Origin of the sequence: Modestobacter sp. SSW1-42 (genome assembly GCF_046635825.1) — a bacterium.
In the GTDB taxonomy this organism is placed as follows: Bacteria; Actinomycetota; Actinomycetes; order Mycobacteriales; family Geodermatophilaceae; genus Modestobacter.
In genome coordinates this window covers 198634-224473 of record NZ_JBISCA010000003.1, presented here as the reverse complement: position 1 = coordinate 224473, position 25840 = coordinate 198634, and the positions used below count along the sequence as shown (strand labels likewise).

25 protein-coding genes are annotated in these 25840 nt (G+C 74.5%); 15 read left to right on the top strand and 10 right to left on the bottom strand.

Translation table 11 applies throughout. The features are described 5' to 3' along the window. Nucleotides 1-45: 45 nt before the first annotated feature. Nucleotides 46-2226 (bottom strand): thiamine pyrophosphate-dependent enzyme, encoded by a 2181-nt coding sequence (locus ACGBYP_RS11310; protein ID WP_411584066.1) that lies wholly within the window; start codon nucleotides 2224-2226, stop codon nucleotides 46-48. Between the two features lie 183 nt (nucleotides 2227-2409). Between ACGBYP_RS11310 and ACGBYP_RS11305 the strand changes: the two genes are divergently transcribed. Together ACGBYP_RS11305 and ACGBYP_RS11300 are read left to right on the top strand one after the other, a co-directional pair. Next, complete coding sequence (locus tag ACGBYP_RS11305) at nucleotides 2410-2928, top strand: VOC family protein (protein ID WP_411584064.1); 519 nt, start codon at nucleotides 2410-2412, stop codon at nucleotides 2926-2928. 37 nt (nucleotides 2929-2965) lie between these two features. Further along, a complete protein-coding gene (locus ACGBYP_RS11300) occupies nucleotides 2966-4027 on the top strand; it encodes an alpha-hydroxy acid oxidase (RefSeq protein WP_411584063.1) in 1062 nt (353 codons plus the stop codon). Here the strand turns inward: ACGBYP_RS11300 and ACGBYP_RS11295 are convergent. Next, a complete protein-coding gene (locus ACGBYP_RS11295) occupies nucleotides 4011-4331 on the bottom strand; it encodes a helix-turn-helix transcriptional regulator (protein ID WP_411584061.1) in 321 nt (106 codons plus the stop codon). The two genes, ACGBYP_RS11300 and ACGBYP_RS11295, sit on opposite strands and share 17 nt — an antisense overlap. After that, nucleotides 4328-5362 carry a TerC family protein gene (locus ACGBYP_RS11290; RefSeq protein WP_411584059.1) on the bottom strand — a complete coding sequence of 345 codons (1035 nt, stop codon included), beginning with the start codon at nucleotides 5360-5362 and terminating at the stop codon, nucleotides 4328-4330. The genes ACGBYP_RS11295 and ACGBYP_RS11290 overlap by 4 nt, the downstream gene beginning before the upstream one ends. A 252-nt stretch (nucleotides 5363-5614) precedes the next feature. Here ACGBYP_RS11290 and ACGBYP_RS11285 point away from each other — a divergent pair, with 252 nt between their 5' ends. After that, nucleotides 5615-8128 (top strand): HAD-IC family P-type ATPase, encoded by a 2514-nt coding sequence (locus tag ACGBYP_RS11285; protein ID WP_411584058.1) that lies wholly within the window; start codon nucleotides 5615-5617, stop codon nucleotides 8126-8128. A gap of 14 nt (nucleotides 8129-8142) precedes the next feature. Here ACGBYP_RS11285 and ACGBYP_RS11280 read toward each other — a convergent pair whose 3' ends face one another. From ACGBYP_RS11280 to ACGBYP_RS11260, 5 genes are all read right to left on the bottom strand, one after another. Then, nucleotides 8143-8811 (bottom strand): CoA transferase subunit B, encoded by a 669-nt coding sequence (locus ACGBYP_RS11280; protein ID WP_411584056.1) that lies wholly within the window; start codon nucleotides 8809-8811, stop codon nucleotides 8143-8145. Nucleotide 8812: 1 nt separating this feature from the next. Next, a complete protein-coding gene (locus ACGBYP_RS11275) occupies nucleotides 8813-9613 on the bottom strand; it encodes a CoA transferase subunit A (RefSeq protein ID WP_411584054.1) in 801 nt (266 codons plus the stop codon). A 64-nt stretch (nucleotides 9614-9677) separates the two neighbouring features. Beyond that, nucleotides 9678-10895 carry an acetyl-CoA C-acetyltransferase gene (locus ACGBYP_RS11270; protein ID WP_411584052.1) on the bottom strand — a complete coding sequence of 406 codons (1218 nt, stop codon included), beginning with the start codon at nucleotides 10893-10895 and terminating at the stop codon, nucleotides 9678-9680. Between the two features lie 75 nt (nucleotides 10896-10970). Beyond that, nucleotides 10971-12140, bottom strand: a complete 1170-nt coding sequence (locus tag ACGBYP_RS11265; RefSeq protein WP_411584050.1) for a 4-hydroxybenzoate 3-monooxygenase — start codon at nucleotides 12138-12140, stop codon at nucleotides 10971-10973. Nucleotides 12141-12211: 71 nt separating this feature from the next. Further along, nucleotides 12212-12946, bottom strand: coding sequence for an IclR family transcriptional regulator (locus ACGBYP_RS11260; protein ID WP_411584048.1), 735 nt, complete (start codon nucleotides 12944-12946; stop codon nucleotides 12212-12214). Nucleotides 12947-13046: 100 nt separating this feature from the next. Here ACGBYP_RS11260 and pcaH point away from each other — a divergent pair, with 100 nt between their 5' ends. From pcaH to ACGBYP_RS11230, 6 genes are read left to right on the top strand one after another with little or no spacing between them, the layout of a single operon-like run. Next, the gene (gene pcaH / locus ACGBYP_RS11255; protein WP_411584046.1) at nucleotides 13047-13814 is read left to right on the top strand and encodes a protocatechuate 3,4-dioxygenase subunit beta; all 768 of its coding nucleotides are present in this window, start codon (nucleotides 13047-13049) and stop codon (nucleotides 13812-13814) included. Then, on the top strand, nucleotides 13811-14491 hold the full coding sequence (pcaG, locus tag ACGBYP_RS11250; protein WP_411584044.1) for a protocatechuate 3,4-dioxygenase subunit alpha: 681 nt from the start codon (nucleotides 13811-13813) through the stop codon (nucleotides 14489-14491). Before pcaH ends, pcaG begins: the two co-directional genes overlap by 4 nt. A 25-nt stretch (nucleotides 14492-14516) precedes the next feature. After that, nucleotides 14517-15842 (top strand): 3-carboxy-cis,cis-muconate cycloisomerase, encoded by a 1326-nt coding sequence (pcaB, locus tag ACGBYP_RS11245; protein ID WP_411584042.1) that lies wholly within the window; start codon nucleotides 14517-14519, stop codon nucleotides 15840-15842. Then, the gene (gene pcaD, locus ACGBYP_RS11240) at nucleotides 15839-16615 is read left to right on the top strand and encodes a 3-oxoadipate enol-lactonase (RefSeq protein ID WP_411584040.1); all 777 of its coding nucleotides are present in this window, start codon (nucleotides 15839-15841) and stop codon (nucleotides 16613-16615) included. Before pcaB ends, pcaD begins: the two co-directional genes overlap by 4 nt. Next, complete coding sequence (gene pcaC / locus ACGBYP_RS11235; RefSeq protein WP_411584039.1) at nucleotides 16612-17043, top strand: 4-carboxymuconolactone decarboxylase; 432 nt, start codon at nucleotides 16612-16614, stop codon at nucleotides 17041-17043. The genes pcaD and pcaC overlap by 4 nt, the downstream gene beginning before the upstream one ends. A gap of 43 nt (nucleotides 17044-17086) precedes the next feature. Beyond that, on the top strand, nucleotides 17087-18547 hold the full coding sequence (locus ACGBYP_RS11230; RefSeq protein WP_411584037.1) for an aldehyde dehydrogenase family protein: 1461 nt from the start codon (nucleotides 17087-17089) through the stop codon (nucleotides 18545-18547). 53 nt (nucleotides 18548-18600) lie between these two features. On the opposite strand, the gene ACGBYP_RS11225 is transcribed toward ACGBYP_RS11230, so the two are convergent. After that, nucleotides 18601-18819 carry a hypothetical protein gene (locus ACGBYP_RS11225; RefSeq protein WP_411584035.1) on the bottom strand — a complete coding sequence of 73 codons (219 nt, stop codon included), beginning with the start codon at nucleotides 18817-18819 and terminating at the stop codon, nucleotides 18601-18603. A gap of 105 nt (nucleotides 18820-18924) precedes the next feature. Further along, nucleotides 18925-19854 (bottom strand): LysR family transcriptional regulator, encoded by a 930-nt coding sequence (locus ACGBYP_RS11220; RefSeq protein ID WP_411584033.1) that lies wholly within the window; start codon nucleotides 19852-19854, stop codon nucleotides 18925-18927. 106 nt (nucleotides 19855-19960) lie between these two features. Between ACGBYP_RS11220 and ACGBYP_RS11215 the strand changes: the two genes are divergently transcribed. From ACGBYP_RS11215 to ACGBYP_RS11190, 6 genes are all read left to right on the top strand, one after another. After that, nucleotides 19961-20971, top strand: a complete 1011-nt coding sequence (locus ACGBYP_RS11215) for a cyclase family protein (RefSeq protein ID WP_411584031.1) — start codon at nucleotides 19961-19963, stop codon at nucleotides 20969-20971. Nucleotides 20972-20981: 10 nt separating this feature from the next. Further along, nucleotides 20982-22112, top strand: coding sequence for an FAD-dependent oxidoreductase (locus tag ACGBYP_RS11210; protein ID WP_411584029.1), 1131 nt, complete (start codon nucleotides 20982-20984; stop codon nucleotides 22110-22112). An 82-nt stretch (nucleotides 22113-22194) separates the two neighbouring features. Next, complete coding sequence (locus tag ACGBYP_RS11205) at nucleotides 22195-23148, top strand: VOC family protein (RefSeq protein WP_411584027.1); 954 nt, start codon at nucleotides 22195-22197, stop codon at nucleotides 23146-23148. Then, nucleotides 23148-24110 (top strand): fumarylacetoacetate hydrolase family protein, encoded by a 963-nt coding sequence (locus ACGBYP_RS11200; RefSeq protein WP_411584025.1) that lies wholly within the window; start codon nucleotides 23148-23150, stop codon nucleotides 24108-24110. The genes ACGBYP_RS11205 and ACGBYP_RS11200 overlap by 1 nt, the downstream gene beginning before the upstream one ends. A gap of 23 nt (nucleotides 24111-24133) precedes the next feature. Further along, the gene (locus tag ACGBYP_RS11195; protein WP_411584024.1) at nucleotides 24134-25315 is read left to right on the top strand and encodes an alpha/beta hydrolase family protein; all 1182 of its coding nucleotides are present in this window, start codon (nucleotides 24134-24136) and stop codon (nucleotides 25313-25315) included. A gap of 43 nt (nucleotides 25316-25358) precedes the next feature. After that, nucleotides 25359-25754: a VOC family protein gene (locus tag ACGBYP_RS11190; RefSeq protein WP_411585220.1), complete on the top strand. Its 396-nt coding sequence runs from the start codon at nucleotides 25359-25361 to the stop codon at nucleotides 25752-25754. The last annotated feature ends 86 nt before the right edge of the window (nucleotides 25755-25840 follow it).

Genomic DNA, 25840 nt, shown 5'->3' with positions numbered 1-25840 from the left:
CGGTGCAGGACGGTCAGGTGCCGGCAGCCGTGCTGCCGGCAGCGGTCAGTCGCGGACGAGCGCGCGGAAGGCCGTGACGACCTCCTCGGTGCGGGCGATCGCGGCCCGCTCGAGCACCTTGCTGATGCTGGGCGAGGCGACCGCGCCGGTGACGCGCTCGATCGGGGCGTCCAGCCAGTCGAAGAGCCGGCGCTGGAGCTCGTCGGCCAGCCAGCCGCCGTAGGACGTGCCCACCGCGCCCTGCTCGACGATCAGCACCCGGTTGGTCTTGCGGACGCTGGCCTCGATCGTGTCCCAGTCGAGGCTGGCGCGGTCCAGCCAGCGCAGGTCGATGAGGTCCGCGGACAGCTCGGGCACCTGCTCGAGCGCCTCGAGGCAGTGGGTGACCATCGACAGGTAGCTGATCACCGTCACGTCGTCCCCGGTGCTGCGCAGCGCGGCCTTGCCGACCGGGATCCGGTAGTCCAGGTCCTCGACCGGGCCGGTGCCGGTGGAGACGTAGAGGTCGACGTGCTCGAGCACCACGACCGGGTCGTCGCAGGCCAGCGCGGTGTTCATCAGCCCGACGTAGTCGAAGGGGTTGGACGGGGCGACCACCCGCAGGCCGGGCGCGGTGGTGAGCACCCCGGCCGGGTCCATCGAGTGCTGCGAGCCGTAGCCGGTCCCGGCGGCGAGCTTGCTGCGCAGCACCAGGGGCACCGCGCTCTCCCCGCCGAACATGTGCCGGGCCTTGGCGATCTGGTTGAACACCTGGTCGGCCGCCACCCACATGAAGTCGGCGTACATGAACTCCACGACCGGGCGGACCCGGCCGTCCAGCGCCATCCCGCCGGCCATGCCGGCGAAGGCGTTCTCGCTGATCGGCGTCCCGAGCACCCGCTCGGGGAACTGCTCCAGCGGCTTGCGGGTGGCCCCGTTGGTGCCGCCCTTGAGCCCGTCGACGTCCTCGCCGAGGACGACGACCCGCTCGTCGGTCTCCATCCGGCGGGCCATGACCTCGCTGACCACGTCGATGAACTTCCGCTCGGCCAGCTCGCCCTGGAACGTCTCGGGCTCGGCGTACCGGCTGCCCTCGAGCTCGCTGAGGTCGCCGCGGATGCCGACGTCGACGAAGCCGGGGTCGGGCCAGCGATCGGCCCTGATCCGCTTCTGCCCGGGCTTGCCGTCGGGCACCGGCTCGGTCAGGTCGGCGACGATCGCGGCCAGCTCGTCGCTGACCTCCTGGTGCGCGGCGTCCAGCTGGACCTGGTCGACCAGGCCGCGGCGGATGGCGTGGGCGCGCAGCAGGTCGATCGGGTCCCGGCCGCGCCAGGAGGTCTCCTCGTCCTTGCTGCGGTACCCGAAGGCGCTGCCCGGGTAGGGGCCGTTCTGGTGGAAGTAGCGGTAGACGTCGACCTCGACGAGGGTGGGCCCGCCACCCCCGCGCATGTGCGCCACGGCCTCGGCCATCGCGGTGTGCACGGCCAGGGGGTCCATGCCGTCGACCCGCCAGCTCGGGATCGCCACCCCCAGCCCGCGCGCCGACAGCCGGGTCTCGGCGGTGGCCCGGGCGACCGGGGTGGAGACGGCGTAGCTGTTGTTCTCCACGAAGAAGCAGACCGGCAGCTTCCACGCCGCGGCGAGGTTGAGCGACTCGAGCACCGAACCGATGTTGATCGCGCCGTCGCCGAAGTAGGTGACCGACACCGCGTCGGTGCCGGCGAAGCGCTGGGAGTGGGCGAAGCCCAGGGCCTGCGGCACCCCGCCGCCGACGATGGCGTTGGTGCCCATCGCGCCGGCCTCGCGCCACTGCAGGTGCATCGACCCGCCGCGGCCGCGGCAGTAGCCCTCGGCCAGCCCGCAGATCTCGGCCAGCGTGCGCCGCAGGACCGTGCGCACCTCGTCGTCCAGCGCGGGCAGGCCCTGGTGACCGGCGGGCATCACGTGGGTGAAGGCCTTGGCCAGGAACTGGTGGTGGCCGCGGTGCGAGCCGTTGACGTAGTCGTCGCTGCGCAGCCCCACGATCGAGCCGACCGCGCCACCCTCCTGGCCGATGCTGGAGTGGGCCGGCCCGTGCACGAGGCCCTCGGCGGCCAGTTGCAGCACCTGCTCCTCGAAGACCCGGATCCACAGTCCCTGGGCCAGCATGGTCAGCAGGAGCTGGGGGTCGGCGGCGTCCCAGTCGGACTCGTCGACCGACAGTTGCGTCCACGGGGTGGCAGGCATCAGTGCCTGGCGGGTGGTCACGGGCGGGCTCCCATCGAGCGCTGGTGGCCGGGTCGGAGCGGACCCGACGCGACGTCGCTGTTCAGTGCGACTGTACAGACCTGTGACCGCCGCAACAAGTGTCCGGTGACGTGGGCCACCGGTGGCTAAGCTGTCGTTCACCTGGGCTGCACGACGCGCAGTCCCGACCGAGGGAGCCCTCTCGTGCCGGACGAGCAGACGACGGGACCGGGCCCCGTCCCCGGGCTCACCCGCCTGGACCACGTCGGGGTGACCGTCCCGGACCTGGAGCAGGCGCACGCCTTCTTCACCGGCGTCCTGGGATGCGAGTTCCTGTACGCCCTGGGCCCGTTCCAGGACGAAAGCTCCTGGATGAGCGAGCACCTGGCCGTCGCCGACGACACCGTCATGCGCGAGCTGCGCTTCTACCGGCTGGGGGGCCAGGCCGTCTTCGAGGTGTTCCGCTACGAGGCCCGCGACCAGGTGACCGCTCCTCCGCGCAACAGCGACGTCGGCGGGCACCACATCGCGCTCTACGTCGACGACCTGGACGCCGCGGTCGCCCACCTGCGGGCGCTGGGGCTGACCGTGCTCGGCGAGCCGACCGCCAGCCGCGGCCCGAGCGAGGGGCAGCGCTGGGTGTACTTCCTCTCCCCCTGGGGTGCGCAGTTCGAGCTGGTCAGCTACCCCGGGGGCAAGGCGTTCGACCGGCAGCGGGCGTGACCTCCCCGGTCCCGCGGCGGCGCGCGGCCCGTCGCGGATGAGCGGCTCTGCCCGCCGGGTGCTGCGGCAACACGAGCTGACCGCCGCCCGTGAGCTGCCCGCCGCCGTCGTCGACTACTACGCCGCCGGCGCTGGGGACGAGACGACCGCCGGTGAGGCGTCGGCGGCCTGGGGGCGGTACCGGCTGCGGCCGCGGGTGCTGACCGACGTCTCCGCCGTCCACGTGGCCACCGACCTGCTCGGTGTGCGCCTGGCCACGCCCGTGGCGGTGGCACCCACCGCCCTGCACGGCCTGGCGTCCCCGGACGGCGAGTGCGCGACGGTCACCGGTGCCGGCGCTGCCGGCGCACTGACCGTCGTGTCCACCCGCGCGTCCCGGCGCCTGGAGGACGTCGGCCGGACGGCGACGTCCCCGTGGTGGTTCCAGGCGTACGCGATGCGCGACCCGGACCTCACCGACGCCCTCGCCCGGCGGGCGGCCGACGCCGGCGCCACCGCGGTCGTGCTCACCGCCGACACCCCGTACGTGGGGCGCAAGGAGCGGGTCGCCGGCACCCGCCTGGAGGTGCCGGACGCGGACTTCCTGGTCAACCTGGGCCAGCACCTCCCCGACCGCGCCGCGGCCCGGGCGGCGGCCGAGCAGGACCCGGCGGCCACCGTCGCCACCATCGGCCGGCTGGCCGCGGCGTCCGGGCTGCCCGTCCTGGTCAAGGGCGTGCTGCGGGGTGACGAGGCGCTGCGCTGCGTGGCGGCCGGTGCGGCGGGGGTGGTGGTGTCCAACCACGGCGGCCGGCAGCTGGACCGGGCCGTGCCCACAGCACTCGCCCTGCCCGAGGTGGTGGCGGCCGTCGGCGACCGCGTGCCGGTGCTGGTCGACGGCGGCCTGCGCTCCGGGCTCGACGTGCTGACCGCGCTGGCGCTCGGCGCCCGGGCGGTGCTCGTGGGCCGCCCGGTGCTCTGGGCGCTGGCCAGCGGCGGCGCGGCCGCGGTCGCCGAGGTGCTGACGGCGCTGACCGAGGACCTGCGGCACGTAATGGCGCTGGCCGGCGTGCCCTCCCTGGCCGACCTCGACCCGCGCCTGGTCACCCCCGCCGACTGAGCCCGCGTCGACCGGTGCCGGCCGGCCGCCGGAAGACCTCCAGCAGCTCGTCCACCTCGTGCGCCGACGCGGCCGGGTGCCGGAAGGGCCGGTGCGGCTGCACGACGTAGTGGGTGCGCCGGCCCTCCTTCGACCGCGCCACGTACCCGGCGTCCTCCAGGTCCCGCAGGATCGACAGCGCCGACCGGGTCGAGATGCCCACGACCTCGGCGATCTCGACGACCCGGGCGTCCGGCGTCCCGGCCACGGCGAGCAGGACGTGTGCGTGGTTGGTCAGGAAGGTCCACGGCCGGCCGGCGCTCACCGCACCTGCACCTCCGTCCGCTCCCGGCGACGCCGCCGGACCGGCTCCAGCGCGGCGGTCTCCTCCGCGGTGGCGACCCGGAAGGGTGCCGCGCCGGCCACGGTCACCGGGGTCCGGCCCTGGCCCCGGGTGGCCCGCAGGCTCAGGCCCACCGAGACGCCGATGATCGTGGCGATCACGGCCAGCGAGATCGTCGTCGGCACGTAGAACAGGTCGACCTTCAGCAGCATCTTCATCCCCACCCAGACCAGCACCAGCGCCAGGCCGGTCTTGAGGTACACGAACCGGTGCACCAGGTCGGCGAGCAGGAAGTACATCGCCCGCAGCCCCAGGACGGCGAAGGCGTTGGCGGTGAACACCAGGAACGGCTCGTCGGTGACGGCGAAGATCGCCGGGATCGAGTCGACGGCGAACACGACGTCGGTGACCTCGATGACCACCAGCGCCGCCAGCAGCGGGGTGGCGACCAGCCGGCCGGCGACCCGGACGACGAGGCGCTGGCCGTGGTAGGCGTCGGTCATCGGCACGAACCGGCGGAACACCCGCAGCGCCCGGGACCGCTCGGGGTCCAGGTGCTCGTCGCGGGCCCGGATCATCTTCACGCCGGTGACCAGCAGGACCGCGGCGAAGACGTACAGCACCCAGCTGAAGCTGGCGATGAGCACCGACCCGGCGGCGATGAAGACCCCGCGGAAGACCAGGGCGCCGACGACGCCGAGGAACAGCACCCGGTGCTGGTACTCCCGCGGGACGGCGAAGTACGTCAGCACGATCGCCCAGACGAACACGTTGTCGACGGCGAGGGACTTCTCGATCAGGTAGCCGGCGAAGTACTGCTGGCCGAAGTCCGCGCCGGCCTGCCACCAGACGAGGGCGCCGAAGCCGACGCCGAGCGCGACCCAGACGGCCGACCAGGCGGCGGCCTCGCGCACGCCGATCACGTGCGCGCGGCGGTGGGCGAACAGGTCGACGGCGAGCATGACGAGGATGACCGCCAGCACGGCCAGCCAGGTCCAGAGGGGGACGTTCACAGGGCACCTCCCGGTCAGGTTGCGACCGGAGGTCTCCCCTGCCCCCTGCCCGGGACCCCACCCCGCCGGGCCACGAGGGCCGTGCTGACGACGAGGTGGCGTGGGGTACTCCCCTCCACGACGAGACCAGTGAACCGCACTTCACCTGTTCTCCGCAACGGCGCGGGGCAGCGCCGGTGCCCACCCCGTCCGGGTGGGGCCGTCCGCCACGTCCACCACGGGATCGGCCGGTCGGGGCGTCATCCTGGGCCGGTGACCCCCAGCCTCACGGCCGCGCCCCCGTCGACCCTCGGGTTGACCTCCGGAGAGGCGGCCGCCCGCCGCCGCCGGGGCGAGGGCAACGACGCGGTGAGCGCGTCGTCCCGGACGTACGCGCGGATCGTGCGCACCAACGTGCTGAACCTCTACAACTCCATCCTGTTCTCCCTGGGCGTCGCGCTGCTGGCGCTGGGCAGGCCGGGTGACGCGCTGATCAGCGTCGGCATCGGGATGCTCAACGCGGCGATCAGCGCCGTGCAGGAGGTCCGCGCCAAGCGGCAGCTGGACCGGCTGCAGCTGCTGGCCCGGGGCACCGTGGTCGTCGTCCGCGACGGCGCGGACACCGGGGTGCGCCCCGAGGAGGTCGTGCGCGGCGACGTCGTCCGGGTCCGGCCCGGCGACCAGCTGGTCGTCGACGGCCCGGTGCTGACCGGGCAGGTCGAGGTGGACGAGTCGCTGCTGACCGGTGAGTCCGACCCCCAGCTGCGCGCCCCGGGCGAGGACCTGCTGTCCGGCAGCGTGGCGGTCGGTGGGGCGGCCCTGCAGCTGGCCCGGGACGTGGGCGCCGACAGCCACGCCCAGCGGCTCACCGCCGAGGCCCGCCGGGCCACCACCGACGCGACGCCGCTGCAGCGGCGGATCGCCTTCGTCGTCCGGCTGACGATGCTGCTGGTGGTGCTGATGAGCGGGGCGATCCTGGCCCAGGCGGCGCTGGAGGGGCTGTCGCTGGTGCGGGTCGTGCAGACGACCGCGGTGCTGTCCGGGCTGGTGCCCTACGGGCTGTTCTTCCTGATCGCGCTGGCCTACACCGCCGGGGCGGTCACCGCCTCCCGGCAGGGCGCGCTCGTGCAGCGGGTCAACGCGGTCGAGTCGGTGAGCAACGTCGACGTCGTCTGCACCGACAAGACCGGGACGCTGACCACCGGTCGGCTCGGCCTGGCCGAGCTGGTGCCCCTCGGCGGGCAGGACACCGCTTCCGTCACCGCGGCGCTGGCCGCGATGGCGCACAGCACCGGCGCGCCCAACCTGACCAGCGCCGCGCTGGCCGCCGCGCTGCCCGGCGAGCCGGTCCCGGTGGTCGAGGAGGTGCCGTTCAGCTCCGCGCTGCGGTGGAGCGCGGTGCGCACGGCGGGTGCCACCTGGGTGCTGGGCGCACCGGAGGCGCTGGCCCCGGCCCTGCGCACCCCGGTCCCCACCGAGGAGGTCGCCGCCCGGACGGCGCAGGGCCTGCGGGTGCTAGTGTCCGCCCGCGCCGCCGGGCCCGCCGCACCGCTGCGGGACGCCGCCGGCCGGCCGCTGCTGCCGGACCTGGAGGGGCTGGCCCTGGTGGCGCTGGCCGACGAGCTCCGGCCCGACGTGCCCGCCACCCTGGCCCGCTTCGCCGAGGAGGGCATCGCGGTCAAGGTGCTCTCCGGCGACGACCCGGGCACCGTCGCCGCCCTGGCCGCCCGCGCCGGGCTCCGCGACGCCACCCCGGTGCACGCCGGGGGCTTCCCCGCGCTCACCGACGCCGAGCTGGACGCCGTCGTCGCGGCGGGCTCGGTGTTCGGCCGGGTGGCGCCGGAGCAGAAGGAACGGGTGGTGGCCGCGCTGCGGCGGCAGGGCCGCTACGTGGCGATGGTCGGCGACGGCGTCAACGACGCCCGCGCGCTCAAGGCCGCCCAGGTCGGGGTGGCCATGGCCAGCGGGAGCGCGGTGACCCGCGACGTCGCCGACATCGTGCTCACCGGGGACTCGCTGGCGGCCCTGGTGCCCGCCCGGCGGCTGGGGCGGCGGCTGATCGCCGGGATCACGACCTCCGCCCAGCTCTTCCTGGCCCGGGTCGCCACCCAGGCCCTGGTGATCGTCGCGGTGACGATGCTCGGCCTGGGTTTCCCCTACTCCCCCGCGCAGGGCGGGCTGACGTTGTTCACCGTGGGGCTGCCCACGCTGGTGCTCACCGCCTGGGCGCGGCCGGCGCCCCCCGACCCGCACGTGCTCGGCACCCTGGGCCGCTTCGTCGTCCCGGCCGCCCTGCTCACCGCCGGCGGCGGCGTCGCCGTCTACGCGTTCCTGTACACGACCGTGTCGGGGGTCTTCAGCACCGGACGTGCACCGGGCTTCATCGTCACCGAGTTCGAGAGCTACACCGGCCTGACCTACGGCACCGACGCCGACTTCGCCCAAGCGGCCGCCACGATCGGCGCGCAGACCGGGCTGAACACCTTCGTGTCGCTGGCCTCGGTGCTGCTGGTGCTGTTCCTGGTGCCGCCGGCCCGGGTGTTCACCGTCTTCACCCCGGTCACCGACCGGCGCACCGGGCTGCTCGTCACCGGGCTGGTGGTCGCCCTGGTCGCGGCGCTGGTCACCCCGGTCACCTCCGGGTACCTGGGGCTGACCGGCGCCGCGCCACCGGTCTACGCGATCGTGCTGCCGGTGCTCGTCGTCTGGTTCCTCGCGCTCGGGGCGGCCTACCGGTTCCGGGTGCTGGACCGGCTGCTCGGGCTGCGGGAGCTGCCGGCCCGCTGACCCCGGCCGAGGGGTCAGCGGGCGAGCGGGACCCGCATCGTCGGGACGTCGTCGGGCACGTGCAGCGGGGCGCCGGTGGCGGCCACGACGTCGGCGGCCGTGACGCCGGGGGCGACCTCGCGCAGCACCAGGCCCTCGGGGGTGACGTCGACGACGGCCAGGTCGGTGACGACGCGGTCGACGCAGGCCCGGCCGGTGAGCGGCAGCGAGCACTCCTCGACGATCTTCGGCGACCCGTCGCGGGCGGTGTGCTCCATCATCACGACCACCTCGCGGGCGCCGTGCACGAGGTCCATGGCCCCGCCCATGCCGTTGACCATCTTGCCGGGGATGAGCCAGTTGGCCAGGTCGCCGCGGACGCTGACCTGCATCGCGCCCAGGACGGCGACGTCGATGACGTGGCCGCGGATCATGCCGAACGAGGCCGCGGAGTCGAAGTAGCTGGCGCCGGGCAGGACGGTGATCGTCTCCTTGCCGGCGTTGATCAGGTCGGCGTCCTCCTCGCCCTCGAACGGGTAGGGGCCGACCCCGAGCACCCCGTTCTCGCTGTGCAGGACCACGTGCACGCCGGCCGGGACGTGGCCGGGCACCAGCGTGGGCATCCCGATCCCGAGGTTGACGTACTGGCCGTCGCGCAGGTCGGCGGCGACGCGGGCGGCGAGCTGGTCGCGGGACAGTGCCATCTCAGGCCTCCGTGGTCTCGTCGCCGGCCGCCGCCGGGGTGCCCGGCGCCGTCCGCGGGCGGGTGGTGTGCTTCTCGATCGGCTTCGCCGCCCCGGGCTCGACGACCACGACGCGCTGGACGTACACGCCGGGCAGGTGCACCGAGCCGGGCGGGATCTCGCCGGGCTCGACCAGCTCCTCGACCTCGGCGATCGTCACCCGCCCGGCCATCGCGGCCAGCGGGTTGAAGTTGCGGGCCGAGGCCTCGAAGACCAGGTTGCCGTGCCGGTCGCCCACCGCGGCGCGGACCAGCCCGAAGTCGGCGGTCAGGGCGGTCTCCAGCACGTAGTCGGTGTCACCGAACCGGCGCACCTCCTTCGGCGCGCTGGTGGCCACCACGTTCCCGTCGGCGTCGTAGCGCACCGGGATGCCGCCCTCGGCGACCAGCGTGCCGACCCCGGTGGGCGTGTAGAAGGCCGGGATGCCGGTGCCGCCGGCGCGCAGCCGCTCGGCCAGCGAGCCCTGCGGGGTGAGCTCGACCTCCAGCTGCCCGGACAGGTAGAGCCGGGCGAGCTCCTTGTTGCCGCCGACGAAGGAGCTGATCGTCTTCGAGATCCGGCCGGCGTAGAGCAGCACGCCCAGCGCCTGGTCGTCGACCCCGCAGTTGTTGCTGATCGTGGTCAGCCCGGTCGCGCCCTGGGCCAGCAGCGCGTCGATCAGCGCGAACGGCACCCCGCACAACCCGAACCCGCCGACGGCCAGCGTGGCCCCGTCGGCGATGTCGGCCACCGCCTCGGCGGCGCTGGGGACGACCTTGTCCATTCCATCTCCCGATCGACTGCTGTCTCCCCCCGCCGGACGGCGGGCAGGTGTCTCTGCGGTGCGGTCAGACGACGCGCTCGAAGACGGCGGCGAGCCCCTGCCCGCCGCCGATGCACATCGTCTCCAGCGCGTACCGGCCCTCGCGGCGGCGCAGCTCGTGGGCCAGGGTGGCCAGGATGCGCGCGCCGGTGGCCCCCACCGGGTGGCCGAGGGAGATGCCCGAGCCGTTGACGTTGACCCGCTCCCGGTCGCCGGCGCCCAGCCCCCACAGGTCCAGGCAGGCCAGCACCTGGCTGGCGAAGGCCTCGTTGAGCTCGATCAGGTCCAGGTCGGCGAACGACAGCCCGGTGCGCGCCAGCACCGCGGCCGTCGCGGGTACGGGCCCCACGCCCATCGTCTCCGGCGGCACGCCGGCCACCGCCCAGCCGGCGATGCGCAGGAAGGGGTCCCAGCCGCGGCGGTCGGCCTCGGCGCGGGTGGTGACCAGGCAGACCGCGGCCCCGTCGTTCTGCCCCGAGGCGTTGCCGGCGGTGACCGTGGCGGCCGGGTCGACCGCGGCCACGACCGGGCGCAGCCTGGCGAGGTCGGCCATCGTGGTGTCCGGGCGGGGGTGCTCGTCGGTGGTGACCAGGTGCGCCGGCGCCTTCCGCGTGCCCGGCACCTCGACCCCGACGATCTCGTCGGCGAACCGGCCCTCGCGGATGGCGGCGCCGGCGGCCTGCTGCGAGCGCAGCGCCCAGGCGTCCTGCGCCAGCCGGTCGATGTCGTGCTCGCGGCGCACGTTCTCCGCGGTCTCCAGCATCCCGCCGGGCACCGGGTGGTCGACGCCGCCGGCGGTCTCCCGGGCGCGGGCGAGCCGGTCGTGCAGCATCACGCCGTCACCACGCACCCCGGTGCGCAGGCCCAGGGCGTAGTGCTCCACCGAGCTCATCGACTCCACGCCGCCGGCCACCACGGTGGTCGCCGCGCCCGAGGCGACGGTCATCGCCGCGTACAGCACCGCCTGCAGGCCCGAGCCGCACCGCCGGTCGAGCTGCAGACCGGGCACCTGCACCCCGAGCCCGGCGTCCAGGGCGGCGATCCGGCCGATCGCGGGGTTCTCCCCGCTGGGGTTGCAGTGGCCCAGCACCACGTCGTCGACCTCACCCTCGCCCAGCCCGGTGCGCTCGGCCAGGGCGCGGATCGCGGTGGCGGCGAGCTGGTTGGCCGACAGGCCCGCGAAGACCCCGCCCATCCGGCCGACGGGGGTGCGCAGCGGTGCGCAGATGACGACGTCGTCCATCGGGTCACCGTGTCAGCGCCCGACCGCCGCGCCAAGCAGGTCGTTCCGCCCAGCGGAAGGCCGAGCGCCCGGCGGTCAGCCGACCGGCAGGCCGGTGTAGTTCTCCGCCAGCTCGCGGGCGGCGGCCTCGGAGCTGCAGACCCGGCGCAGCTGGGCCAGTTGGAGCTCGGCGTCGAAGTCGTCGCCGGCGCGGTGCAGCATCGAGGTCATCCACCAGGAGAAGTGGGTGCACCGCCAGACCCGGGCCAGCGCCCGGTCGGAGTAGGTGTCGACCAGGTCGGTGCGCCCCTCGGCCAGCAGCCGGGTGAGCGCGGTGGCCAGCAGGGTGACGTCGGCGACGGCCAGGTTGAGGCCCTTGGCCCCGGTCGGGGGCACGATGTGCGCGGCGTCCCCGGCGAGGAAGAGCCGACCGCGGCGCATCGGCGCGGAGACGAACGAGCGCATCGGCAGCACCGACTTCTCGGTGATCGGGCCGGTCTCCAGCTCCCACCCCTCCAGCGCCGACCGGGTGGCGAGTGCGGTCCAGATGCGGTCGTCGGACCACTCCTCGATCCGCTCGCCGGGATCGACCTGCAGGTAGAGCCGGGACACCGACGGCGAGCGCATCGACAGCAGCGCGAAACCGTCGGGGTGCCAGGCGTAGACCAGCTCGTCGGTCGAGGGGGCGACGTCGGCCAGCACGCCGAGCCAGGCGTAGGGGTAGGTGCGCTCCCACAGCCGACCGCCGGTGCCCGCGGTGACGACCGGGCGGGAGACACCGTGGAACCCGTCGGTGCCGGCGACCGCGTCGCACTCCAGCACCTGCGGACGGCCCTCGGCGTCGGTGAACCGGATCCGCGGGGCGTCACCGTCGACGTCCTCGGGGACGACGTCGCTGACGCCGAACAGCAGCGGCGGGCCGTCGTCCAACTGCGCGGCGATGAGGTCCTTGGTGACCTCGGTCTGCCCGTACGCCCACACCCGGCGGCCGCACAGCGACGGGAAGTCCAGGTGGTGCCGGACGCCGGGGTACTGCAGGTACACCCCGTCGTGCGGGAGCCCCTCGCGCTGCAGTCGCTCCCCCACGCCGGCGTCGACGAGGGTCAACACGGTGTGCTCCTCGAGGATGCCGGCGCGGATGCGGGCCTCGACGTAGTCGCGGGACCGGTTCTCCAGCACCACCGTGTCGATCCCCTGCAACTGCAGGAGCCGGGACAGCAGGAGGCCGGCCGGGCCGGCGCCGATGATCCCCACCTGGGTGCGCATCCCCGGAGTGTGCCGCCGTGGTGGGAGCCCACCCAGCCCCTCCTCCCGCTGGACGGAAGAGGTCAGCGGAACTACTCGGCGCCGCCCAGCGCCCGGCCGATGCCCCGGGCGGCCACCTGGAGCACCGGTGCGAGCCGGGCGACGTCGCGGCGGTGGGCGGCCACGACGATGCCGAGCGCGGCCACCACCACGGGTCCGGCCGCGCGCTCGACGGTGACCGGGACGGCGACCGAGGCCGCGCCCAGCGACATCTCCTCGCACGTGCGCGCCCAGCCCTCGCGGCGGACCTCGGACAGGTCGCGGACCAGCCGCCGGGGGTCGACCACGGTGTGCCGGGTCTCGCGGGTGGGCGCACGCAGCACCTGCTCGACGACGTCGTCGGGCGCCGAGGCCAGCAGCACCTTGCCCACCGCGGTGGCGTGCAGCGGCAGCCGGCTGCCCACCTGGCTGACGATCGGCACCGACTCCCGGCCGGAGATGCGCTCGACGTAGAGGGCCTTGGTGCCCTCGCGGACCGCCAGGTGCACGGTGTCACGGGTGGCCGTGTGCACGTCGAGCAGGAACGGGGCGGCGACCTGGCGCAGCTCCAGCTGCACCGGCGCGAGCAGGCCGAGGTCCCACAGCTTGCGGCCGATCTCGTAGCGGCCGTCGTCCCGGCGGGCCAGCGCTCCCCAGGCGACCAGCTCGGCCAGCAGCCGGTGGGCGGTGGTCAGCGGGGTGCCCGAGCGTGCCGCGACCTCCGAGAGGGTCAGCCGGTGGTGACCGGCGTCGAAGGCGTCGAGCACACCGAGGGCGCGGGAGGTCACCGACCGCCCCGTCGCCGCAGCACCACCGGACACGTCGTCTTTCCTCTCAGTGGAAGTCCCTGCTTGGGCACCGTACTGCGACGCCCTACCGTCGGCGAGTATGACCGGGACCACATCGCGCGACCCCCGACCGCCGCAGGAGAGCGCCCTGGTGCTCCCGCGGTACGGGCGCGAACCGGAGGGCAGCCGCACGCCGGTGGCCTTCCCCGGGTACCGCAGCACCGGCCTGCGCGCCCCGCTGCGCACACCCGTCGACCTGCCCCACCGGCTCACCGAGGTCACCGGCCCGGTGCTGGGCGAGGACCGGGTCACCGCCGCCGACGCCGACCTCACGCTGCGGACGGGCGGGGAGGCGCAGGGCCAGCGGATCATCGTGTTCGGGCGGGTGCTCGACAGCGACGGCCGCCCGGTGCCGCACGCGCTGGTCGAGGTGTGGCAGGCCAACGCCGCCGGCCGCTACCGGCACGTCGTCGACAACTGGCCGGCCCCCCTGGACCCGCACTTCGACGGGCTGGGCCGGGTGGTCACCGACGCCCTGGGCCGCTACGAGTTCACGACGATCAAGCCCGGCGCCTACCCGTGGGGCAACCACCACAACGCGTGGCGGCCGGCGCACATCCACTTCAGCCTCTTCGGGACGGCCTTCACCCAGCGGCTGGTGACCCAGATGTACTTCCCCGACGACCCGCTGTTCGGCCAGGACCCGATCTACAACGCGATCCCGCCGACCGCCCGGCACCGGGCGGTGAGCCGGTTCGACCTGGAGCGCACCCAGGACAACTGGGCGCTGGCCTTCCAGTGGGACATCGTCCTGCGAGGCACCGACCAGACGCCGTTCGAGACCGACGACGACGGAGATGTCGCATGAGCAGCCCGCACCTGTCCCCCCTCGTGCGCGGCGCGCGGGAGGACAACGACCGGGTCCCGGGCACCCCCCGCCGGGGCAGCGGCTTCCTCGACGAGCCGTTCCGGCTGGGCACCACGCCCAGCGCGACCGTCGGGCCCTACCTCGCGATCGGGCTGACCTGGCCCGACGGCCCGTACGCGGTCGCCGAGGGCACCCCGGGCGCGATCTGGCTGCGCGGCCGGGTGTTCGACGGCAACGGCGACGTGGTGCCCGACGCGATGGTCGAGACCTGGCAGGCCGACCCGGACGGGCGCTTCGCCCACCCCGACGACCCGCGCGGTGCGGTGACCGTGCCCGGCTTCCGCGGCTTCGCCCGCTCGGACACCGTCGACGGCGGCGCCTACGCGGTGCGCACCCTCAAGCCCGGCCCGGTGCCCGACGGCGCGGGCGGCTGGCAGGCCCCGCACGTCGACGTCTCGGTGTTCGCCCGAGGCCTGCTCGACCGGGTGGTCACCCGGATCTACTTCGCCGACGAGGCCGAGGCCAACGCCGCCGACCCGGTGCTGGCCGCCCTGCCCGACGACGACGCGCGCCGGACGCTGATTGCCCGGGCCACCGACGACGGCTACGTCCTCGACGTCCACCTGCAGGACTGCACGGCCCGGGGCATGGTCGAGACCGTCTTCTTCGCGGTGTGAGCGCCGCCCGGGGCAGGATGCCCGCGTGAACCTCCTGGACGCGACCTTCGCCCGCGGCCCGGTCCCCGCCACGGACGGCGACCTCTGGCTCGTCGCGCTGCTGGAGGTGGAGGGCGCGCTGGCCCGCGCCGCCGCCCGGGTCGGGCTGGTCGCCGCGACCGCCGCCGACGAGGTCAGCCGGGTCTGCGCCGACCCCTCCCGGCTCGACCTCGCCGCCGTGTCCGCCGCAGCAGGCGACGCCGGCAACCCCGTGCCCCCACTGGTGCGGGCGCTGCAGGACGCCGTCGGCCCGCACGCCGCGCGGGCGGTGCACGTCGGCGCCACCAGTCAGGACGTCGTGGACACCGCGGCGGTGCTGCTGGCCCGGCGCGGGCTCCAGCTCATCGACACCGACCTCGGCACCGCCGCGGACGCGTGCGCGCGGCTGGCCACCGAGCACCGCGACGACGTGCTGATGGGGCGCACCCTGCTGCAGCAGGCGCTGCCGGTCACCGTCGGGTTCAAGGCCGCCGGCTGGCTGGCCGGGCTCGACGGCGCCCGCTCCCGGATCCGCGCGGTGACCGCGGCGCTGCCGGTGCAGTACGGCGGCGCGGTGGGCACCCTGGCCGCGAGCTCCGGGTCCGGGCTCGACCTGCGCCGCGAGCTGGCCGCCGAGCTCGGCCTGGTCACCACCGCCGTCCCGTGGTCGACGGTGCGGCTGCCGATCGCCGACGTCGCCGGGGTGCTGGGCGCTGCGGCCGGGGTGGTCGCCACGATCGCCGTCGACGTCGTCCTGCTCGCCCAGACCGAGGTGGCCGAAGTCAGCGAGGTGTCCGGGTCCCGGGGCGGGTCGTCGGCGATGCCGCACAAGAGCAACCCGGTCGCCGCGATCTCCGCCCGCGCCTGCGCCCGCCGCGCCCCCGGCCTGGTCGCGACCCTGTACGCGGCGATGGAGCAGGAGCACGAGCGGGGCGCGGGCACCTGGCACGCCGAGTGGCCGACGCTGACCGACCTGCTGGCCACCGTCGGGTCGGCGGCCTCCTGGCTCACCGAGTGCCTGGCCTCGCTGCGGCTGGACACCGACCGGATGGCCGCCACCGTCGCCGCCGCCGGCGACCCGCAGCTGGCCCGGGCGCTCACCGAGGCGCTCACCCCCGCGCTCGGCGCCGGCGCCGCGCACGACGCCGCGGCCGCCGCGGTGCGCGAGGCGGCCACCACCGGCCGCCCGCTGGCCGACCTGGTGCTGGCGCGCGGCGACGTCGACGGCGCCGCGCTGCTCGCCGACACCACCCCCGACGTCGGCGAGGCCGGTGCCCAGACCGACGCCGCGCTCGCCGCCCACGTGATCGCCGACCAGACAGGAGCGCCGTGACCGCGCTGGACGTGCACGCCGTCGTCGAGGGCCCGGACGACGCCCCGGTGCTGCTGCTGTCGAACTCCCTCGGTTCGGACCTGTCGATGTGGGACCCGCAGGTGCCCGCGCTCACCGAGCGGTTCCGGGTGGTCCGCTACGACACCCGCGGGCACGGCCGCTCGCCGTCGTCCCGGGGCGACCTCACGATCGACGACCTGACCGACGACGTCGTGGCGCTGCTGGACCGGCTCGGCGTGGCGCGGGCGCACGTCGCCGGGGTCTCGATCGGGGGGATGACCGGGCTGCGGCTGGCGGTGCGCGAGCCGCAGCGGGTGCTCACGCTGGCGGTGCTGTGCAGCTCCGCGCACACCGGCAACGCCGACAGCTGGGCGGACCGGGCACGCACCGTCCGCGCCGAGGGCAGCGCCACCATCGCCGAGCGGGTGGTCGCCCGCTGGCTCACCCCGCCGTACGCCGCCGCCCACCCCGACCTGGTGACCCGGCTGCAGGCGATGGTCGCGGCCGCGGACGACGAGGGCTACGCCGGCTGCTGCGCGGCGATCGCCGCGATGGACCAGCGCCGTGACCTGCACCGGATCACCGCACCGACGCTGGTGGTGTCCGGCGCCGAGGACCAGGCGGTGCCGCCGGAGCACCAGCAGGCCATCGCCGAGGGCGTCCCGGGCGCGCGGCTGCTCCGCCTCAGCCCGGCCGCGCACCTGGCCAACCTCGAGCAGCCCGACGCGGTCACCGACGCCCTGATCGCCCACGCCACCGGAGGCACCCCGTGACCGACCCGCTGGAGACCGGACCGCTGGAGACCGGACCGCTGGAGACCGACGAGCAGCGCCGCGCGGCCGGCATGCGGGTGCGCCGGGAGGTGCTCGGCGACGCCCACGTCGACCGGGCCGTCGCCGCCGTCACGCCGCTGACCGCCGACTTCCAGGACTTCATCACCCGGGTGGCCTGGGGCGACCTGTGGCAGCGGCCCGGGCTCGGCCGGCGCGAGCGCAGCATGCTCACCCTGGCGATCACCGCCGCGCTGCGGCACTGGGACGAGTTCGCCCTGCACGTGAGGGCGGCGGTGAACAACGGGCTCACCGACGAGGAGATCGCCGAGGTGTGCCTGCACACCGCCGTCTACGCCGGCGTGCCCGCGGCCAACCACGCGCTGGCGGTGGCCCGGCCGATCCTGGCCGAGCTGCGCGCCCATCACTGATCCCCGCACGACCCCGCACGACGACCCACCAGGAGGACCTGACATGGCACTGCTCGAGGACGGCGCATGGCGCGGCAAGGTCTGGACCGGCGCGTGGACCGACGGCGCCGGCGGCACGTACCCCGCGGTCGAGCCGGCCACCGGCGAGGAGCTCGGCGAGGTCGGCAAGGCCACGCCTGCGGACGTCGAGGAGGCCGGCGCCCGGGCGGCGCAGGCCCAGCGCGGGTGGGCGGCGCTGCCGTTCGAGCAGCGCGCGGCGGTGCTGCGGCGGGCCGGCGACCTGCTGGCCGCCTCCGCCGACGAGGTCAAGGGCTGGCTGGCCCGGGAGTCCGGGTCGATCCTCCCCTTCGGCGACTTCCAGGTGCACACCAGCGCGCAGGAGTGCTACGAGGCGTCCGCGCTGCCCAGCCACCCGTACGGGGAGCTGCTGCGCACCGGCTCGCCGCGGCTGTCGTTCGCCCGGCGCGTCCCGGTCGGCGTCGTCGGCGTGATCGCACCGTTCAACGTGCCCACCATCCTGGCGATCCGGGCCATCGCCCCCGCGCTCGCGCTGGGCAACGCCGTCATCCTGAAGCCCGACCCGCGGACGGCGGTCTCCGGTGGCGCGATGTTCGCCGCCCTGTTCGAGCAGGCCGGCGTCCCGGAGGGGGTCTTCCAGGTGCTGCCCGGCGGCGCCGACGTCGGCGAGGCGCTCGTGGTGGACCCCGCGGTGCGGGTCATCGCCTTCACCGGCTCGACCAAGGCCGGCCGCGCGGTCGGCGCGCTGGCCGGGCAGCACCTCAAGCGGGCGCACCTGGAGCTGGGCGGCAACTCCGCGCTCATCGTCATGCCCGACGTCGACGTGACCGCGGCCGCCTCGGTCGGGGCGTGGGGCACGTTCGCCCACTCCGGCCAGATCTGCATGGCGACGTCCCGGCACCTGGTGCACGCCTCGATCGCCGAGGAGTACACCCAGGTCCTCACCGACAAGGTCAAGGACCTCCCGGTCGGCGACCCGTTCCGCGACTCCGTGGCCCTCGGCCCGGTCATCGACGCCGGCCAGCGCGACCGGGTGCACGGGCTGGTCACCGCCAGCGTCGACGCCGGGGCCACGGTGCGCACCGGCGGCACCTACGACGGGCTGTTCTACCGGCCGACCGTGCTCGGCGACGTCCCGGTGGAGGCCCCGGCCTACCAGCAGGAGATCTTCGGTCCGGTCGCCCCGGTGACGCCGTTCTCCTCGGTCGACGAGGTGGCCGAGCTGGCCGCCGGCACCGAGTACGGGCTGTCGCTGGGCATCCTCACCCGCGACGTCTACGCCGGGCTGCAGCTGGCCGAGCGGATCCCCGCCGGGCTGGTGCACATCAACGACCAGACGGTCAACGACGAGGCGGTCGCCCCCTTCGGTGGCGTCGGGGCGTCGGGCACCGGCTCCCGGCACGGCGGCCCGCAGGCCAACATCGAGGCCTTCACCGAGACCCAGTGGGTGACGCTGCGCGGGGACCTGCCTGCCTACCCGTTCTGACTGCCGCGAGCGCCAGGACCCCGGTCCCCGCCGCGGCGGGGACCGGGGTCAGGTCATCCCCTCCCGGGCCGGCCATCAGCGTGGTGGATGCCGGTCGCGGCCGGGGTGAGCATCGCGTGGCCCTGGACGCAGCCGAGCACGGCCAGCCCGCGCAGCAGCCGGGCCAGGCGCCCGCTGCGGCGACCCGCCAGCTGCCCGGTGACCGGGCAGAGCGCGAACTCCGCGCGGATCGGGCCGATGACGTCGTCGAACGTCGCAGTCGCCTCGGACACGGGGCACCTCCGGTGGAGCGTGCAGGTCGCCGGTGACCTGCAACACATCCGCAGTGTGCGGGACGAGTGCGCCGGGGCGGAAATCAGGGTCGCTGAACCGGGTCATCACCCCGGTAGATGAGGTGACCCGACCGCCTGCTCGGCGGCCCGGCTGATCACGTCGCGGAACCAGCGGTGCTCCGGGTCGTCGTCCAGGGCCGGGTGCCACCACATGGCCTCCATCAGCGGTCCGACCTCGAACGGGCACGGCAGCGGGCGGATGCCGCTGCCCAGCGGCAGCAGGTCGACCAGTCGCCGCTGGAGCAGCGCGATCCGGTCACTGCCGGCCACGAGGCCGGGCACGGTGATGAAGTTCTCGGTGATCACCTGGGCCCGCGGCTCGATGCCGAGCATGCGCATCTGCAGCGCGGCCGGGGTGGAGGCCGCCGGCCCGTGGTACGTGAGCACCCAGGGCATGGTCCGGAGGTGCTCGGTCGTGAGCCCCTCGTCGGCGACCGGGTTGTCCGCCGACACCACGCACACCCACTCGTCCTGGTAGAGGTCCAGGTGCGACATGTCGTGGACGAACCCGTGCGGGAGCATCATCACGTCCCCGCCCAGCAGGACCTGCTCGGCCCGCTCGACCATCGCCGGCGAGTGCGGGGTGAGCCGTAGCCGGGTGTGCGGGGCCTCCTCGGCCAGCAGCGCGGCCAGGGTGTCGCCGAGGACGACGACCACGTAGTCGCTGACCAGCGCGGTGAACTCCCGGGTGGAGGACGCCGGGTCGAAGTCGGGCTGGGCGTCGAAGACCCGCTCGGCGCCGGACAGTGCGATCCGCACCAGCTCGCGCAACTGCAGCGCCAGCGGCGTCAGCCGGTACTCGTTGCCCACCCGGGTGAGCAGGTCGTCGCCGAAGTGCCGGCGCAACCGGCCCAGCGAGGCCGACAGCGCCGGCTGGCTGAGCCCCATCTGCGCCGCAGCCCGGGTGACGCTGCGCTGCTGGAGCAGCGCGTCCAGCGACACCAGCAGGTTCAGGTCGAGCCGGGCGAGGTTCACGGCCGGGAGTATCCACCCCCCTGATGCCGTTCATAAGGAGTTTCGTCTTCCTCGATCACCCGGCGGCCCGGAATGTGGTCCGCGTCGCTTCGAGGAGGAACCCGACGTGTCCCAGACCGCAGTGCCGCAGATCGCCCCGCTCGACCGCACCGACCCGGAGGGGGCGATCGCGGCCGCCGTGGCCCGCTGTTCCAACTGGGGACGGTGGGGCCCCGACGACGTGCTCGGCACGCTCAACTTCCTGACCGAGGACAAGCGCGTGGAGGGCGCCCAGCTGGTCCACCGCGGGGTCAGCTTCTCCCTCGCCCAGAGCTTCGACACCGACGGCCCGCAGAAGGGCTGGCGGCGGCGCACGAACCCGGTGCACACGATGACCGACACCGGCACCGACGCCGAGCGCGGCAACCAGGGCTTCCCGCACGGCATCGGCGGCGCCGACGACGTCATCGCCATGCCGCTGCAGTGCTCCACCCAGTGGGACGGCCTCGGCCACATCTTCGACCACGGCAGGGCCTGGAACGGCCGCCGGGCCGGCGACGTCGTCACGAGCGAGGGCGACCTGGTCACCGGCATCCAGACGGCCGCCGCGCACATCACCGGCCGCGGCGTGCTGCTCGACGTCGGCCGCGCGGTCGGCACCGACGGCGAGCTGCCCGACGGCTTCGCCATCACCACCGAGCACCTGCAGGCCACCATCGCCGCCCAGGGCGAGAGCGCCCGGGTCGGGCGCGGCGACCTGCTGCTGGTGCGCACCGGCCGGCTCACCCGGGCCCGCCGCGACATCGCCGAGGGGCGCGGGTGGGGCGACTACGCCGGCGGGGCCTCCCCCGGGCTGTCGTTCACCACCGCCGACTGGCTGCACGGCACCGAGATCGCCGGCATCGCCACCGACACCTGGGGCTTCGAGGTGCGGCCCAACGAGTTCGACGTGGCCTTCCAGCCGCTGCACCAGGTCTGCATCCCCAACATCGGGCTCTACCTCGGCGAGATGTGGGACCTGGACGCCCTCGCCGCCGACTGCGCAGCCGACGGCGTGTGGGACTTCCTCCTCACCGCCGCCCCCCTGCCCGTGACCGGCGCCGTCGGCGCCCCGGTCAACCCGATCGCCGTCAAGTAGGAGCACACCGATGCCCGCAGTGGACAACGTCCTGGTCGTCGGCAGCGGCCTGGCCGGCACCGCCACCGCCGTCCACCTCGCCCTCCGCGGGGTGGCAGTCGACCTGATCGAGATCAAGCCGGCCGTCGGGGCACTCGGCTCCGGCATCACGCTGCAGGGCAACGCGCTCCGCGAGCTGCGCACCCTGGGCGTCTGGGACCGGGTGCGCGCGGCCGGCTACCCCTTCGACGTCACCGGGATCCGGGCACCCGACCCGTTCGGCACGGTCGTGGCCGAGGTCCCGGACGCCAAGACCGGCGGCCCGGACCTCCCCGCGGCCCTCGGCATGCCCCGTCCGGAACTGGCCCGGATCCTCGTCGACCGGGCCGTGGAGGTCGGGGTCCGGGTGCGCTTCGGCACCACCTTCACCGAGCTCACCCAGGACGACACCGGCGTCGCGGTGACCCTGTCCGACGGGTCGACCGGGCGCTACGACCTGGTCGTGGCCGCCGACGGCCTCCGCTCGTACACGCGGCGGGCGATCGGCGTCCAGTTGGAGACCCGGTCGATGGGCATGGGGATCTGGCGGGCCTTCGGCCCGCGGCCGGCCAGCGTGACCCGGACCGACCTGTTCTACGGCGGGCCCTCCTTCATCGCCGGCTACTGCCCCACCGGTGAGGACTCGCTCTACGCCTACATCGTCGAGCCGGCCGTCGACCGCAGCGACATGTCCCCCGACGAGCAGCTGGCCACGATGAAGGAGCTGTCGCTGGCCTACCACGGACCGTGGGACGAGGTCCGCGAGCAGCTGACCGACGCCTCCCAGGTCAACTACACCTGGTTCGAGACCCACCTGCTCGAGGAGCCGTGGAACCGCGGCCGGGTGGTGCTCATCGGCGACGCCGCACACACCTGCCCGCCGACCATCGCGCAGGGCGGGGCCATGGCGCTGGAGGACGCCGCGGTGCTGGGTGCGCTGCTCACGGAGCACACCACCCTCGACCAGGAGCTGTGGGACGAGTTCCACCGCCGGCGCGTCGACCGCGCCCGCACCGTCGTCGAGGCCTCCAACACCCTCGCCCAGTGGCAACTCGACCACGTCCGGGGCGACGTCCCCGCGCTCATGCGCTCCATCGCCGCGCTCACCAGCCAGCCCGCCTGATCAAGGACCCCCTCCTCCCCACCCCTCGCAGGCCCAGGGCGGGACCCGGGAGGCGGCCGGAACAACACGGAGACGACCCACCATGACCGAGACCCAGCCCCGTCAGCGGCTGATCACCCACCTGCGGCACGTCGACCTCGCCGTGCCCGACTTCGACAAGCAGCTCGGCTTCTACTCCGGCACCTGGGGACTGAAGACAGAGCACACCGACTCCGGCCTGGCCTACCTGGCCGCCGAGGGGTCGCCGGAGCAGTACATCGTGCGGCTGCGGCAGGCCGCCGACAAGCGGATCGACCTGATCTCCTTCGGTGCCGCCAACCGCGCGGACGTCGACACGCTGGCCGCGCAGATCGCCGGGGCCGGGGTCCCGCTGATCGGTGAGCCCGACGTGCTGCAGACCCCCGGCGGCGGGTACGGCTTCCGGTTCTTCGACAACGAGGGCCGCACCGTCGAGATCAGCTCCGACGTCGAAGCCCGGCAGCACCGGACGATCGAGGAGGGTGAGTCGATCCCGGTGCGCCTGTCCCACGTCGTCCTCAACTCGCGGGACCCCGAGGGCACCGTCGCCTTCTACGAGCAGCACCTGGCCTTCGCCCTGTCGGACACCCTGATGCACCCGCGGATGGGCAACATGATGTGGTTCATGCGCACGAACGCCTGGCACCACAGCCTGGCCGTCGCCCGCGGTCCGCACGCCTCGCTGCACCACGCCTCCTTCGAGCTGCGCGGCATCGACGAGTACATGCGCGGCACCGGCCGGCTGCTGCGCGCCGGGGTCGAGAAGATCTGGGGCCCGGGCCGGCACATGGCCGGCAACAACACCTTCAGCTACTTCCTCGACCCGCACGGCAACACCGTCGAGTACACGACCGAGCTCGACGTGCTGGACGAGGACACCTGGCACCCGCACCTCTACGACTTCTCCAACCCCGAGGTCAGCGACCAGTGGGGCACCGCGAACGCGATGAACGAGTTCGTCGCCCAGCGCTCGTTCAACGACCCGGACAAGGGCCTGTTCGTGGCCCCGCCGGTCTGATGCGCTTCGCCACCTACGAGCGGCACGGGTCGGTCTCGGCCGGCGTCGTCTCCGACGCCGGCGTCCACCCGCTCCCGGACGGGACGACGGTGCTCGACCTGGTCCGCGCCGGACTGCCCGCGGCCCGGGAGGCGGGTGCTGCGGCACTGACCGGGCCGTCGGTGCCGCTGGCCGACGTGCGGCTGCTGCCCCCGTTGCAGGCCCCGACCGTGCGGGACTTCGTCGCCTTCGAGGAGCACGTCGAGGGCGTCCGCAAGGCGATCGACGGCGCCGCCGACGTGCCACCGGAGTGGTACCAGGCGCCGACGTTCTACTTCACCAACCCGTACGCGCTCGTCGGCGCGCACGACGACGTCGCCGTCCCGCCCGGGTCGCAGCGGTTCGACTTCGAACTCGAGGTCGCGGTCGTCGTCGGGCGGGACGGCGCCTCGCTGACCCCCGAGCAGGCCCGCGAGCACGTGTTCGGCTACACGGTGCTCAACGACTGGTCCGCCCGCGACCTGCAGGCCCGGGAGATGAAGGTCAGCCTCGGCCCGGCCAAGGGCAAGGACTCCGCGACCACGCTGGGGCCCTGGCTCGTGACCGCCGACGAGCTGGAGCCCTACCGGGACGCCGAGGGCTTCCTGGCCCTGGACCTGCGGGTGTCGGTCAACGGCGCCGAGGTCGGCCGGGACCTGCTGTCGAACATGGGCTGGCCGTTCGAGGAGCTCATCAGCTACGCCTCCCGCGGGACGCAGGTGCGCGCCGGCGACGTCCTGGGCTCGGGCACCTGCGGCAACGGCGGCTGCCTGGCCGAGCTGTGGGGCACCCGCGGCGGGGACGCTCCCCCGCCGCTGCAGCCCGGCGACGTGGTCGAGATGACCGTCGAGGGCATCGGCACCCTCCGCAACCGCGTCGTCGCCGGGGTCGAGCTGCCCCCGGTCCCCCCCGCCCGACCCCGCCCCCGCACCCGTCCCGTCTGACCGACGGCACCGAGAGGACACCCGTGTTCGAGTACTTCCCCACCGGCCCCTACACCTGGAACCTCGGCGTCGTCGCGACGCTGAACTCCGGCGGCCTCATCGACGAGGTCGACCGCGCCTGCCGGCCGATCAAGGACGCCGCCAACGCCGGCGAGGACGCCGGGACACCGGACTTCCTCCGGGCCTGGACCGCGCTCACCGAGCAGCTGGTCGGCCAGGCCGAGGAGGCGGAGAAGGCCGGGCACACCCGCACGGCCGGTCAGCTGTACGCCCGCGCCACCAACTACCTCGCCCAGGCCGAGCGGATGCTGTCGCACGCCGACCCGGAGCGGGTGCCCAGCTACCGGCGGCTGCTGGAGCTGGCGCAGAAGGCGTTCGACCTGCACAGCCCCCGGGTCAGCCGGGTCGCCGTCCCGTACGAGGGCACCACGCTGCCGGCCTACTTCAGCCAGGCACCGGCCACCGACGACGGGCCCGCGCCGGTGATCGTGCTGGTCAACGGGCTGGACTCGACCAAGGAGCACATGTACTCCTCAGGGCACTGGGAGGAGCTGGCCGCCCGCGGCATCTCCTGCCTGATGCTCGACCAGCCCGGCACCGGTGAGGCGCTGCGGCTGCAGGGCCTCACCGCGCGCATCGACACCGAGGCGTGGGCCGGGGCGGCCGTCGACTGGCTGGAGACGCGTCCGGACGTCGACGCGCGCCGGATCGGCATCACCGGCTGGTCGCTGGGCGGCTACTACGCCCCGCGCGCGGCCGCGTTCGAGAAGCGGTTCGCGCTCTGCGTGGCGTGGGGCGCCAACCACGACTGGGGCGCGGTGCAGCGCCGCCGGCGTGAGCGCGAGGGCGAGCGCCCGGTCCCCCACTACTGGAGCCACGTGCTGTGGGTCTGGGGCTTCGACGGCGACGAGGACCACCTCGACCCCTTCCTCGACTTCGCCGACGGGGTGAACCTGGACGGCGTCGTAGAGCAGATCACCGTGCCGTTCCTCATCGCCCACGGCGCCAACGACCGGCAGATCCCGCTGGCCATGGCGCACCGCTCGCAGGAGCAGGCGGTCAACTCCCCCAAGGTCGAGTTGCGGGTCTTCACCCCCGAGGAGGGCGCGACCGAGCACATCGGCCTCGACCACCTGCCGCACGTGAGCACCTTCGTCGCCGACTGGGTCGCCGACACCTTCGCCGAGCTCGCCACCCGGGACTGACCTCCCCGTCCACCCCTCCAGACAGGAGCTCACTCCCGTGCCCATGCTCTTCGTGGTCCTGCCCGTGCAGGACCTGCCCACCTCCCGCGCCTTCTACGAGGCGCTGGGGTTCGGCGTCAACGAGCACTCCTCGGACGAGCACACCGCCGCCGTCGTCCTCGCCGACGACATCGTGGTCCAGCTGCTGGTCAGGGACTCCTTCGCCGCGCTCGTCGCCGGGGACGTGCCCGGACCGGGCTCCGCGCCGACGGCCGTCCACCGCCTCACCGTGGACGAGCGCGCCGGCGTCGACGAACTGGTCGACCGGGCGCTCGCCGCCGGTGGCCGTCCCGGGGCGCCCGCGCCGGAGGACGGGACCAGCGTCACCGGGAGCTTCACCGACCCCGACGGCCACGCGTGGCAGGTCACGTGGATGGACCAGCTGCACGTCGTCAACTGATCAGGACGCACGAAGGGGCGGCGGTCCAGCCGGACCGCCGCCCCTTCGTGCACGTCCGCAGGCCCCCCCCCCCCCCCCCGGAGGGG